The organism is Sediminibacterium soli (assembly GCF_009939225.1).
Classification (GTDB): Bacteria; Bacteroidota; Bacteroidia; order Chitinophagales; family Chitinophagaceae; genus Sediminibacterium; species Sediminibacterium soli.
In genome coordinates this window covers 1,492,199-1,504,918 of sequence record NZ_JAACJR010000008.1, presented here as the reverse complement: position 1 = coordinate 1,504,918, position 12,720 = coordinate 1,492,199, and the positions used below count along the sequence as shown (strand labels likewise).

14 protein-coding genes are annotated in these 12,720 nt (G+C 50.1%); 5 read left to right on the top strand and 9 right to left on the bottom strand.

The features are described from left to right. Positions 1–35 precede the first annotated feature (35 nt). Positions 36–734: an SDR family oxidoreductase gene (locus GWC94_RS13510; RefSeq protein WP_161835541.1), complete on the bottom strand. Its 699-nt coding sequence runs from the start codon at positions 732–734 to the stop codon at positions 36–38. Between the two features lie 213 nt (positions 735–947). On the opposite strand from GWC94_RS13510, the gene GWC94_RS13505 reads away from it, so the two are divergent. Continuing rightward, positions 948–1,643 (top strand): YjjG family noncanonical pyrimidine nucleotidase, encoded by a 696-nt coding sequence (locus tag GWC94_RS13505; RefSeq protein ID WP_161835540.1) that lies wholly within the window; start codon positions 948–950, stop codon positions 1,641–1,643. Between the two features lie 99 nt (positions 1,644–1,742). Here the strand turns inward: GWC94_RS13505 and GWC94_RS13500 are convergent, their stop codons facing one another. The 5 genes from GWC94_RS13500 to GWC94_RS13480 all read right to left on the bottom strand — a co-directional run bounded on the left by GWC94_RS13500 (position 1,743) and on the right by GWC94_RS13480 (position 4,815). Next, complete coding sequence (locus GWC94_RS13500) at positions 1,743–1,940, bottom strand: hypothetical protein (protein ID WP_161835539.1); 198 nt, start codon at positions 1,938–1,940, stop codon at positions 1,743–1,745. Between the two features lie 75 nt (positions 1,941–2,015). Continuing rightward, complete coding sequence (locus tag GWC94_RS13495) at positions 2,016–2,672, bottom strand: phosphatidylserine decarboxylase family protein (protein ID WP_161835538.1); 657 nt, start codon at positions 2,670–2,672, stop codon at positions 2,016–2,018. 108 nt (positions 2,673–2,780) lie between these two features. Then, positions 2,781–3,641, bottom strand: a complete 861-nt coding sequence (locus GWC94_RS13490; RefSeq protein WP_161835537.1) for a phosphatidate cytidylyltransferase — start codon at positions 3,639–3,641, stop codon at positions 2,781–2,783. 32 nt (positions 3,642–3,673) lie between these two features. Next, entirely contained in the window at positions 3,674–3,880 is a 207-nt protein-coding gene (locus GWC94_RS13485) for a putative signal transducing protein (protein WP_161835536.1), read from the bottom strand. Beyond that, positions 3,880–4,815, bottom strand: a complete 936-nt coding sequence (locus GWC94_RS13480; protein ID WP_161835535.1) for a CPBP family intramembrane glutamic endopeptidase — start codon at positions 4,813–4,815, stop codon at positions 3,880–3,882. Before GWC94_RS13480 ends, GWC94_RS13485 begins: the two co-directional genes overlap by 1 nt. Positions 4,816–4,896: 81 nt before the next feature. Between GWC94_RS13480 and dusB the strand changes: the two genes are divergently transcribed. After that, positions 4,897–5,934 carry a tRNA dihydrouridine synthase DusB gene (gene dusB / locus GWC94_RS13475; protein ID WP_161835534.1) on the top strand — a complete coding sequence of 346 codons (1,038 nt, stop codon included), beginning with the start codon at positions 4,897–4,899 and terminating at the stop codon, positions 5,932–5,934. 52 nt (positions 5,935–5,986) lie between these two features. Here the strand turns inward: dusB and GWC94_RS13470 are convergent, their stop codons facing one another. The 3 genes from GWC94_RS13470 to GWC94_RS13460 are packed head-to-tail and all read right to left on the bottom strand — an operon-like array spanning position 5,987 to position 7,311. After that, the gene (locus tag GWC94_RS13470) at positions 5,987–6,433 is read right to left on the bottom strand and encodes a glutamine amidotransferase-related protein (protein ID WP_161835533.1); all 447 of its coding nucleotides are present in this window, start codon (positions 6,431–6,433) and stop codon (positions 5,987–5,989) included. Then, on the bottom strand, positions 6,403–6,678 hold the full coding sequence (locus GWC94_RS13465) for a type 1 glutamine amidotransferase family protein (protein WP_161835532.1): 276 nt from the start codon (positions 6,676–6,678) through the stop codon (positions 6,403–6,405). Before GWC94_RS13465 ends, GWC94_RS13470 begins: the two co-directional genes overlap by 31 nt. A 42-nt stretch (positions 6,679–6,720) precedes the next feature. Then, positions 6,721–7,311: a glutathione peroxidase gene (locus GWC94_RS13460; protein WP_202628764.1), complete on the bottom strand. Its 591-nt coding sequence runs from the start codon at positions 7,309–7,311 to the stop codon at positions 6,721–6,723. Between the two features lie 172 nt (positions 7,312–7,483). Between GWC94_RS13460 and GWC94_RS13455 the strand changes: the two genes are divergently transcribed. The 3 genes from GWC94_RS13455 to GWC94_RS13445 all read left to right on the top strand — a co-directional run bounded on the left by GWC94_RS13455 (position 7,484) and on the right by GWC94_RS13445 (position 12,656). Further along, positions 7,484–7,819, top strand: a complete 336-nt coding sequence (locus tag GWC94_RS13455) for a single-stranded DNA-binding protein (protein WP_161835531.1) — start codon at positions 7,484–7,486, stop codon at positions 7,817–7,819. A gap of 79 nt (positions 7,820–7,898) precedes the next feature. Further along, a complete protein-coding gene (locus tag GWC94_RS13450; protein ID WP_161835530.1) occupies positions 7,899–8,627 on the top strand; it encodes a 2-phosphosulfolactate phosphatase in 729 nt (242 codons plus the stop codon). Positions 8,628–8,888: 261 nt separating this feature from the next. Further along, the gene (locus GWC94_RS13445) at positions 8,889–12,656 is read left to right on the top strand and encodes a DEAD/DEAH box helicase (RefSeq protein WP_161835529.1); all 3,768 of its coding nucleotides are present in this window, start codon (positions 8,889–8,891) and stop codon (positions 12,654–12,656) included. The last annotated feature ends 64 nt before the right edge of the window (positions 12,657–12,720 follow it).

The following is a 12,720-nucleotide window of genomic DNA, read 5'->3' as shown; positions in this document are numbered from 1 at the left end:
ATTGGTAAGCCGGCGGCAGATGCTCGGTTCAACCCTTAAAGATCCCCGAGCTGCGGCCGCATAATGATGTCTTCCACATCAGCCATCGGAGAAAGGCTGGCAGCTGCATGGATCATGCGGGCAATATCGGCTGCTTCCATGATACGCGCCGGATCAATGCCCGCGCCATCCCAGCTGGCCGTCATGGTGGCACCCGGACAAACCGCTGTTACCTTAATATGATGCGGTTTCAGTTCTTCGCGCAGGTTTTTGCTGAAGCCCAGCAGGGCAAATTTGCTGATGCTGTAACTGCCGCCGTTTGCATAGGCATGCAGGGAAGCAATGGAACAGATATTGAAAATATGTCCCTTTCCTGCTGCCATCATGGATGGCAGCAGCAGGCGGGTAAGACGATAGGCGCTGTACACATTGGCGGCCATCATGGTTTCCAGTGTGCCTTCCGTTTCACTGTAAATGCTGCCGGGAAGAAACTGGCCGGCATTGTTGACGAGGATATCCGGAGTTCCCTGTTCCAGGCACCATTCGCCAAAAACTTTTGCCTCGCCAGCATCGCTCATATCGGCAGGCCTGGCTTTTACGGTGCACTGCGGATAACCGAATTGCAGTCCTGCCACTGCATCATACAGGTTCTTTTCACCCCGGCTGCAGAGTAAAAGCGTATGCCCCTCTGCGGCAAAAACTTCCGCCACAGCCAACCCGATTCCTTTTGATGCGCCGGTAATAACAATATTCATCCGGATATAATAATGATGATATGCGAAGTAAGCCAATTTTACCGACTCGGCCCGATGGGGGGATTACGGATTGGCGGATTGTGGATTTCACAGATTTTCAACCGCCAAATGAGACGGAAAATAGGCCGGCAAAACAGCATCCCTAATCCGCTAATCCATAATCCACCAATCCGCTAATCCTAATCCCTAATCATTAATCCTTACTTTGCACCCATGAAATACCGCCACTTATTCTTCGACCTCGATCATACGCTTTGGGATTTTGAAACGAATGCAAAAGAAACGCTGGCCACGCTGTATGAGCAGAATGCGCTGAACGAAAAAGGCATCGGCGATTTCGGGGCTTTTTTCGAGCGGTACAGCCATCATAACGAACGGTTGTGGGACAGGTATACAAAAGGCTTTATCAAACAGGATGAGTTGCGTTGGAAAAGGATGTGGCTGGCCATGCTCGATTTCAAACTGGCGGATGAACCGCTGGCGCGGAAGATGTCTGTTCAGTTCCTCGACCACCTGCCCATGCGGAAAAACCTTTTTCCCTATACCCTGGAAATACTTACCTACCTGCGGAACAAACAGTACAGGATGCACCTTGTCACCAATGGTTTTGAACAGATCCAGCACCACAAGATCAGGAATGCGAACATCGATGGTTTCTTCGGGGAAGTGATCACATCAGAAGGTTGCAACAGCCTGAAACCCCATAAAGCCATTTTCGATTACGCGATCATGAAAACCGGCGCCAGGATCGAAGAAAGCATCATGATCGGCGATAACCTGGATGCGGATATACAGGGAGGCATCAACGCAGGAATGGATACCATTTTTGTAAACCATCTCAACATAGAGCCGCATATAAAGCCCACCTACACGGTGTATCATTTGCGGGAGCTGGAGCAGATATTATAGTGTTGCGGCTATCCGGGACCAAGCGGTCCGGGCCGGGTGTTGACGTCCGCGATAAACGTATGGAACAAAAAAAATCCCGCCGGGAGGCGGGATCGTTATTTAAGCTTTTTTGGCTGTCGGTTTGGCTGTTGCCTTTACCGTTTTTGCCGACTCTTTCGCTTCTTTCTTTTCGTCTTTTTTACATTCCTTTCCGTCTTTGCAGCATTTGTCTTTTTTCTTGTCCTTGTCTCCTTCGTGTGCAAAAGCGAAGCCTGTCATCAGCATTGCGGCAGTGGCCAGTGTAAACAGTTTTTTCATATGTCGTTGTGTTTTATTGGTACTGAAAATAAGCAGATATGCCTATCGCAAATGTTAAAATGTACCAGCGGCGGTTTACCAGCGCCCCAGCACGGTTACCCCACCCTGTACCGCCTGGTTAAGCTGTACATCGATTCTGGTACCGACCGGTAAAAGAATGTCTACGCGGCTGCCGAATTTGATAAAGCCGTATTCGTCTCCCTGCAGCACCTGCTGGCCTACTTTGGTATAATTACAGATACGCTTGGCCAGTGCCCCCGCAATCTGTTTGTACAGGATCTCGCCGTGCGTATTGCGGGTAACCACGCTCCAGCGCTCATTTTCGGTAGACGATTTGGGATGCCAGGCCACCAGGTATTTTCCTTTGTGGTACTGGTTATACACCACTTCCCCGCTGACGGGGTTGCGGTTTACGTGAACATTGGCAGGACTCATGAATATGCTCACCTGGATGCGCCTGTCTTTAAAATACTCTTCGTCCACCACTTCTTCTATCACCACCACTTTTCCGTCTGCCGGGCAGATGATCTTTTCTTCGCCGGTACTGAGTGCGCGCTCCGGTATGCGGAAAAACGAAACGATGAACAAGAACAGTCCGAGCGTGAGTACAAACAAGGCCATCGCCAGCCAGGAAAGCGTGCTGCTTAAAAAGGTAAATGAGATAAGATTGAATATCCCGAATAAAAGCGCCGTAATCGCGATCGTTTTATATCCTTCCCGGTGAATGGTCATGGCTGATAATTGAACGGCAAAGGTAATTAAAGTGAAAAGGGAAAAGACAAACAGGGAGAAAATATGTACTGCCCCTGACTGCGGCCGGCTGACCGGAAGCCCCCACGCTCATAGCAGCGTAAACAGCAGCCAGGTTGCCGTGGTGGCAAACAGCAGGGAGTCGAACCTGTCAAGAAAGCCTCCGTGGCCGGGCATGATACTGCCGCTGTCTTTTACGCCGGCGAGCCGTTTCAGTTTACTCTCAAACAGATCACCCGCCGTACCAAACACCGCGGCCACAGAACTGATGAGTATAAGCGCTCTCACGGGGAACCCGCATGTGTAATAACCGATCAGGCTAACCGCCGCCACCGCCAGCAAGGCGCCGCCGATGGTGCCTTCCCAGGTTTTTTTGGGAGAGATGGCCGAAAACGGTGTTCTGCCGATAAACGAGCCTACGATATATGCCATCGTATCATTGATCCAGATAGATGCGATCAGTACTACGGGCATGATCCAGGGCCGACCGGTAAATACCGACTGGCTCATATTATTCCACAAACGCATCATCAGGCCCCAGCTCAGCGAGAGGTATAACAACCCCAGCAGCGAATGCGCCAGTAATTTCGGATGGTTGAATTTGGGCGCGATGATCACGGTCAGCAAAAAAACGATCGCGCCTATCCACATCAGTTCCCAGCCCCATGCGGCAAGCAGGTAATCGCCGATGCGGTAGTCGGCATTGGTCATCCACAGCATAAAACCCCAGCCAAGCAGCATCACCCCGTATCTGTGACCTGCATTGATGTATTTGTATTCCGGATCGATCCGCGTTACCAGTTTCTGGTATTCCACCCAGCAACCAAAATGTATCAGGGAGAACAAAGCCAAAAAACTCCATTGGTTCCATAACAAGCCTGCCAGCATCACCGCCACAAAAACGATGGCGGAAAGCGCGCGGGTCCTGAATGTCTGGAGGTGTAAGGCCATAATAGGTAAGGGTTAGGGTACGAATGTAGGAATTAGTTCAGCATACTTTGGTCCAGCAGCCGGCTGGCGGTCAGCAGCAGGTGCTCGGGCACATACAGCTCGATATCGCCGAAATTGAGATAACTGCTGTCCTGTTTGTTCATGACCTGCACGGGTATCTCGTTCTCTTCCAGCATACCCTGTATGATGCTGGCCTCTGTTGTATTGCGGGTTACGTATAATTTAATCCAGCTTGGCATCAGTTAACCGGTTTGTCAGGTAAGGAATCCGTGCGTACGGCAGCCGCTGCCACGCGTTTGCATTCTTTGTTGAATGGCCTGAAAGCGATCACCAGCAAAATAACCGCTATGAGACCCCACCACATGGGCATGCTTTCATCGAGCGTTTTCTCGATCGATTTTCCCTGCCTCGACACGGCATACAGCTGCGTGACAACGATCGCATTGTTGAGAAAATGGAGTACGATGTTAAGCCAGATGTTGCGGCTGTTATGGAAGATCAACCCCAGCACTATACCCAGGGCCAACCTTGGTAAAAAACCAAAATAGGAAAAATGAAAAGCGCTGAAAAGAATACTGGTGACGATGATGCCGGCCCATTTGTTTTTTGTCCAGCCAACCATCAGCTGCTGCAGTGTGCCCCGGAAAAAAACCTCTTCAAACAGGGCGGGGGCCGCCGCTATGACCGCCAGCGCCATCAGGTAATCGCTGACAGAATGCATGGAAGCCATGGCCAGCATGGCCTTTTTATACAGCTCTTCCATTTTTCTCGCTTTTTCGTAGAGATCTGCCGGAAGCGGGATCTTTTCATTCAGTTCACCCAGGGCACCGCTCAATACCATACTGCCGATGGTAATGATAAAGATCAGCATCACCTGTTTACCGCTGATTTTCTTCGAGAATTGTAAATAGGTAAACGGTTTTCGCCCGATGATCATTGCAAACAATACCGCCGGGACAAAAAAACTGATAAACGCGGCAACGGTGTTTAACAGGCGTGCAACATTTGCATTAACGGGGTTGCTTAATGCATTAACGGCATCCAACAAGGGTTTTTGCAGGATAATACTGCTCATAACAGCGGCCAGCATATTGCCGATGACCAGGAAGCAGCCAAATAAACCGAGTAATATCGCAAACTGCAGAAAATAACTGAGCGGGGTTTTTTGGTTCATGCGATTGGCAAATAAGGTTGTAAATTTGCAGCTTCCTTTAAACGGCTCCGCCCAAAGGAAAGGGTAAATCCCGGACGCAATATGGTAAAAATAGACCAGATAGAACTACCTGATTTTCCATTATTGCTCGCACCTATGGAAGATGTGAGTGACCCGCCGTTCCGTGCCGTATGCAAAGACAACGGCGCCGATCTTATGTACACCGAGTTCATCAGCAGCGAGGGACTGATCCGCGACGCAATCAAAAGCAGGCATAAGCTGGATATTTTCGACTACGAACGGCCGATAGGCATACAGATATTCGGCGGCGACGAAGAGGCGATGGCGCTCAGCGCCAGGATCGTGGAGACGGTAAACCCCGATCTGCTCGATATCAATTTCGGGTGCCCGGTAAAAAAAGTGGTTACCAAGGGCGCCGGCGCCGGTGTGCTGAAAGATATTGACCTGATGGTGCGCCTGACCGAGGCCGTGGTAAAAAGCACCAGTCTGCCGGTGACCGTAAAGACCAGGCTGGGCTGGGACGATAATTCCAGGAATATCGAGGAAGTGGCCGAACGCCTGCAGGACGTGGGAATAAAAGCACTTGCCATTCATGGCCGCACCCGTGCGCAGATGTACAAGGGTGAGGCCGACTGGACGCTGATCGCGAAAGTGAAAAACAATCCGCGCATCCGCATACCCGTTTTTGGTAACGGGGATATCGACAGCCCGCAGAAAGCGCTGGCATACAAGGAACGTTACGGTGTGGATGGCATCATGATCGGCAGGGCGGCGATCGGTTACCCATGGATATTCCGCGAGATCAAACACTATATAAATACCGGCGAGACACTGCCCCCGCCCACGCTGGAAGAACGCGTGGAAGTATGCCGCAAACACCTGCGTAAATCCCTCGAATGGAAAGGCCCTGTTGTAGGTATCAACGAAATGCGCCGCCATTACGCAAACTACCTGAAAGGTCTCCCCAATATCAAGGAATACCGCAACAGGCTGGTTACGCTAAAGACGATGGAAGAAGTGGAGGCCGTGCTTGACGAGGTACAACAGAACTACGAGGGCTTTGTAATAGAGAGAACACCGATAGAGATCATCAACTACCACGAAAAATGCCCGGTCTAATGGTTAGTGCCGGGGTATGCGGCACAACGCCATCCGCTCAGCCGGTTTCTGTTTAACAAAAAAATGCATCCAGCAGCAGGAACAGGTCTTTTCTGTTTTGATCCAGCAGGTGATAATGGCCGGCAATGGTTTCTTTCGATTGAATGAAGGGGCCGTTTTCTTCAAGCTCCCCGCCGTCGTGCAGCAGCATCTGTTCGATCGATGCGGTAGTCATCTCGGGGTGAAACTGGAGGGCCAGTGCATTGTCACCGATCATAAAAGCCTGGTTCGGACAAACACCGGAAGAAGCGATAGGTATTGCGTTGCCGGGCAGGTCAAATGTATCGCCATGCCAGTGAAACAGGGTATAGGTTCCGGTGAAATGACTGAAACAACGATGTGTCAATGCTGCGTTGGAAAACTGCACCGGAAAAAAACCGATCTCTTTTTCCCTGCCTTTGTACACGGCGGCGCCCATTGCCGAAGCAATCAGCTGTGAGCCCAGGCAGATGCCCAGCACTTACCGGCCCGTATGCATTCCCCAATAAACGCTTTTTCCTGTTTCAGCCAGGGAAACCGGTCTTCTTCATCCACATTCATATACCCGCCCATGACCAGCAGGCAATCGAAAGAACCGGGTTCGGGAAGCCGGAAACCGTCTTCGAAGAAATAAGTAAAACGGATGGTATGCCCCTGTGCCGAAGCCCATTCGAGAATGGTACCCGGTGTTTCGAAAGACACATGCTGAAAGCAATGGATAGTCAAGGTGATGGGTTGAATGACAAAGATAGTCGTGTGTGGGATCTGTTATTTTACAACGGCGCCGATAACCTCATCGCTGAGCGGCGAAACGTTCTGCGCAAAGAAGGCCTCGAGCATGCCTGTTTCGCTGATAAGGTATTTGCAGAAATTCCAGGTGGGCTCCTGGCTGCACCAGCCGTTCTGTTTGGGATCCGTCAGCCATTTGAACACCGGATGCTGCCCCGGCCCCTTCACCACCTGCGATTTTTGCGCCAGCGGAAAACTTACACCAAAATGCAACTGGCAGAACTGCGCAATGCCTGCATCATCGAGCGGTTCCTGCCCTTTGAAATCGTTTGCCGGAAACCCGATCACCACCAGTGTATCCCCGTATTGCCGGTACAAGGTTTCAAGATCGGCGTACTGAGCGGTATACCCGCAGTCGCTGGCGGTATTGCAGATCAGGATCTTTTTCCCGCTGAAAGCAGCAAGCGAAACCGCCGTGCCGTCATTGGCTGTTATATTCATCGAATAAAAAGATACAGGAGGCATCGTTTGGGAAGGATTGTTTTGCACGGAAATAGCCTGCTTTCTGTTCTTCGCAAAAAGCATAAGCAGGGGATAGACCGCCTTGAGTACAATTTGTCTGAAGGTCATACGCAAAGGTAGCAAAGGCAAACCAGCCCCCGTCATCAATCGGATATCACCCATCTTCCATCCCATACCATCTTATACCGTAAATATTTACAAACACTTTTACCTGCATGTAAATGCCTGATAACGGCTAACCGGTTGGCGGCGCATGCATATTTGTCTCAAAACAAATCCTATGAACGCCATCAAAAACAAAGTGCAGCTTATCGGTTACCTCGGCCAGGATCCCGATATCAAAACCATCGGAGACGGTAAGAAACTGGCCAATATCAACGTGGCCACCAACGAAACCTACAAAAACGCCAAAGGTGAGAAAGTGACGGATACGCAATGGCACCATGTGGTGGCATGGGGTAAGCTCGCCGATATTGCCGAGAAATACCTCGTAAAAGGCATTGAAGTGGCCATCGAAGGCAAACTGGTGAACCGGAATTATACCGACAAACAGGGCATCAAACGTTACAGCACCGAAATACAGGCGAACGAGTTGCTGATCCTGACCAAAAAATAAGGGTTGGCTGGTATGCGGGCATCCGGTATCCTTTGGAAGACTGATAGGCGGTGGTTCCTTCCCCTTATCTTTGCCCCGCATGAGCAAGCCAACCCTTCATACCGTGATCTCACCGCGGTTACTGGATATATACGATATAACGAACAGTGTGGTAGTGGTCATTGATGTGTTCCGCGCCACTTCCACCATTGCCACGGCATTGTACAACGGCGCCGCCAGGGTTATTCCTGTAGACAGTGTGGAACAGTGTATCCAGCTGGGAAAAACAACAGGCGGCATCACGGCAGGCGAAAGAGATGGTAAGGTGATAGAAGGGCTGGGCTTTGGCAATTCACCCGCCGAATATCCCAGGTCTTTTATCGAAGGCAAAACACTGGTGCTGACCACTACCAACGGTACACGGCTGCTGCATAAGGCATTGAACTGCGGTGCTTCTGAAGTGATCACGGGCTCATTTCCCAACCTCTCCGCGGTATGCAACCACCTGCTGCAGCAGAACAGGAATGTGGTACTGGGCTGCTCTGCCTGGAAAGACCGTTTTAACCTCGAAGACGCGCTGTTCGCCGGCGCCGTTATCGATCGCATACAGGAACATTTTACCATTCATTGCGACAGCAGCCTGATGGCTGCCGATCTCTACAGCCTGCATAAAAACGATATGCAGCAATTTATCCGCCGCACCACACACTGGCACCGACTGGCATCCTATGGCCTCGAAAAAGACCTCGAATACTGTGTGTCTCCCGATGTGGCCAATGTACTGCCGGTGTACAAAAACGGCGACCTGGTATGCAGTCAGCCGGCCTGAGGTTTGGCGCATGATTCCAAACCCTTGTTTTCTCTGGAGAGGACCGGTGCGGACAGGTTTACAGCGTAACCATCCGGTTCCAGGTGCCGTCCTGTTAACAATTTATTGATTACTATTTCTCATTTCGTTTCGTAAAGCCACCTGCTTTCCTTTACTTTTGCAAATTGCCCTTTTTGAAGCGGGTGTATTTGTTGGAGCCAAACAAAACTGTATCCAATATTCTCCTGCTCCAGATGCCAGGCCTCAAACTGCGTACCGACCATGGCTTTACCTTACCTGATCAAACATATCTATAACAGCGGCACCGAAGAAGTGATACGCCGCGGAAAAAAGATCCATGCGCTGGGTAACGTGGAGCTGATCGAGTACGACGATCTGATGGGCAACGTGATCTTTCGCGTAAAAGACGATGGGTACGCCACTTTTTACAAAGTGCATGTCAACCAGTTCAAGGATCCGAAAACACTGTCGCTGCGTTGTACCTGCCCGTATAATCTCTCCGAAATATGCAGGCATAAAGCCGGCGCCCTGTTTTACCTGCAGGATATGCTGGATAAGAACCTGCTTGGCGATAAGGAAACGGTATACGATCAGAAACATACCGTGGTCAAAATGAAACAGCTTGACCTGAAACTTATCCGCATGCTGTCTGCACCCGAGAGTTTTGAAGCGGCAGAGAACTACCTCAGAACCGGCAGAAGCAATATACTCGAAGCCAAAGACGAAAAAGTAAAAGCGGAACTTGAATACGAAGGAAATCTTTTCCGACTGGTGCTGCAAAAAAACGAAGAACGGAATTTTGATACCAGCTGCACCTGCAAAAGTGATGCACAGCATCCGCTCTGCGTGCATAAAAATATTGTACTCCTGCAGTTGCTTCATAACTACGGCGCCAATTATTTCGACAGTATCCGTAACTGGGACAAGGAAAAGAACAAACTGCTGGCGCTGTACGGCTATTCTTTGAGCGATGATCTCAAAGGTAAATTTGAATTTACCTATACAGACGGCAAACCTTTCTTACGCGTGCTGGATACCTCCATCAAACGGGTAAGCACAAACCCCGCCGCCGAACCAAGACCCAGACCGGTCGAAGAGGCACCCGTTGCCGCAGAAGTGATCACAGAGGAGGAAGACATACAGAAAACGGTATTGAAACTGGGTATTGTAGTACTCGAAAACGAACAGCAATACCCGTATATACAGATCGATGCGATACAGGGAGAAACAGACGAAGAGCTGACAAAATACATCAGCAAAACCGTTCGTCTCGATCTTGCCAAATTCATCAACACGGAAGTGTTTAGTGAAGACGATAAAATGCTGCTGCAGCAGTTGCGTAAACTGATGCCCGGAGAGGTAAGCCGTTACCTTAACCGAAATTCCCCTTTCAGCGGTATCTGGGAAAACATCATACAACAGCATACGGAGGAGCTTCCGGAAGAAACAAGGCACCTGATCAACGAATACCTGCATCCCAAGTTCCAGAAAATATTTTCCGAGCTCGCAGGCACACCCTTTGTTTTTTACCTGCCACCGAAAAAGAATTTCACCACAGCCAACCTGCAGAAAGCGGAACTGGTCCGGAATTTTATCAGTCCGGAGTTTGAAGTAAACTATACCGGTGGCCATTACGAAGTGGACTGCCGCGTAAAGCTGCCGCTGGCCGATCTCAATATTTCGGAGAACGAATGCGGGTCTACCCTTTTGTTCCGTTACCACGACCAGTTCTTTACCTGGCAGCGGCCGGAAGATATCATGCTGGTCGAAAAATTCCTGCCCACCGGCAAGATCACTATAGCGGCGGATGACTGGGCGGCGCAGTTACAGCAGTTCCTGCTGCCCCTGTCGAAAGAATACCAGGTGCATTTCACCAATGTGCAGAAGGAGGAGGTGAAGGATATAAAGCCCGAGGTAAAAGTGATGCTGAAGGAAAAAGGCGATTACCTGCTGTTTCAGCCTGTGTTCAGTTACCGCGGGTATGATATACGTATGCTGGACAAGGAAAAGATCATCCTGCCGGTTGCGGATAAACTGCTGGTGATACAGCGCAACCTGGAGCTGGAGAAAGATTTCATACGAAAGATAGAATCACTGCACTCGGGTTTTGTACGACCTGTGGAAGGCAATGTACTTGCGCTGAAAGGCGCAGATGTGTTAAAGAACAACTGGTTTTTCCTGTTTGTTGATGCGGTGAAGGAAATGAACATACCGGTATACGGGTTCGAGGCATTGAAAAATTTCCGTTTCAACACGGCCAAACCCTCAACCCGGATATTTATCAGCAGCAATACCGACTGGTTCGATGCAAAGATCGAGATACAGTTCGGCGAACAGAAAGTAACGGTGGAGGAAGTGAAGAAAGCCCTGAGCAATAAACAGCAGTTTGTGCAGCTCGACGATGGTACGCTGGGTATCCTCCCCGAAGAATGGATCAAGAAATATTCGTTGCTGTTCCGCGTGGGAGACGGGAAGGCGGGCAACATGAAGCTGAGCAAGTATCATTTCAGCGTCATCGAAGAACTATACATGCAGCGCGACGAGGAAGAGCTTTTCTTTCAGCTCGAGGAAAAATACGAGCGCATCAAAGACAACCATTCGATCAAACCCATTCCGGCACCCGCACACCTCAAAGCCATACTGCGTCCTTACCAGGAAAGCGGTTTCCAGTGGCTTAACTACCTGCGCGAAGTGCAGTGGGGCGGTATACTGGCCGATGATATGGGTTTGGGTAAAACCGTACAGGCGCTGAGCTTCCTGCATCACCTGAAAGAAGAGAACGGGAACCTGAAAGCGCTGGTGGTTTGTCCTACCACGCTGATGTTTAACTGGCAGAATGAGATCGAGAAATTCACACCCGCCATACGGTATTATGTACACCATGGTGGCGCGCGCTCGAGGGATTCGCTGGCCAACGGTTCATGGGATGTAATCATCACCACGTACGGAACCTTACGGAGCGATATCAAGCAGTTTGTGGAGGTTCCGTTTGATTATGTGATACTGGATGAAAGCCAGGCGATCAAGAACCCATCGAGCAAAGTAACCCGCGCCGCGGGTCTGCTGAAAGCAAAGAACAGGCTTTGCCTGAGCGGCACACCGTTGCAGAACAACACCTTTGATATTTTTGCACAGATGAACTTTCTCAACCCGGGCATGCTGGGAAGTGTAGAGTTCTTCAAACAGGAGTTTTCGATCCCGATAGATAAGTTCGGCGAGAAAGAGCAGAAAGACCATTTGCGCAAACTGCTGTACCCGTTCATCCTTCGCCGTACAAAGGAACAGGTGGCAAAAGACCTTCCCGAAAAACAGGAGATGGTATTGTTTTGCGAAATGGGCGACGAGCAGCGCAAGATTTACGACGCTTACCGCAACGACTACCGCGATAAGATAATGGGTGTGGTGGAAGAGCAGGGGATACAGAAATCACAACTTACCATCCTGCAGGGCCTGATGAAGCTGAGACAGATATGCGACAGTCCGGCGATCATGAAGGATGATGAAAAATTTCCGAACGCATCTGTCAAACTGGAAGAGATCGGCAGGGAGATCACCGAGAATATCAGCAACCACAAAGCGCTTGTGTTCTCGCAGTTCCTGGGTATGCTGGCGCTGATCAAGGAAAAGATGAAAGAACTGGGTGTTGACTACGAATATTTTGACGGCAGCAGTACCGTGGCAGAAAGAGAAAAAGCCATCACGCGTTTCCAGAACGATGATAATTGCCGTGTATTCCTGATCTCACTCAAAGCAGGTGGTGTGGGTCTGAACCTTACCGCCGCAGACTATGTGTACATCGTAGACCCCTGGTGGAACCCCGCCGTGGAGCAGCAGGCCATCGACAGAACGCATCGCATCGGCCAGACAAAAAACATTTTTGCATACCGTATGATCTGCACCGATACGGTAGAAGATAAAATACTCAAACTGCAGGAACGCAAACGCAGCCTTGCCAAAGACCTGATCACCGACGACGAAGGCTTCGTAAAGAGCCTGACAAGGGAAGACGTGGAATACCTGTTTTCATAATTCTTCAATAGCCGATTGTCAGTTGATGTTTTGTTCACTCCATATACGGAGGTCCCAACCCCAA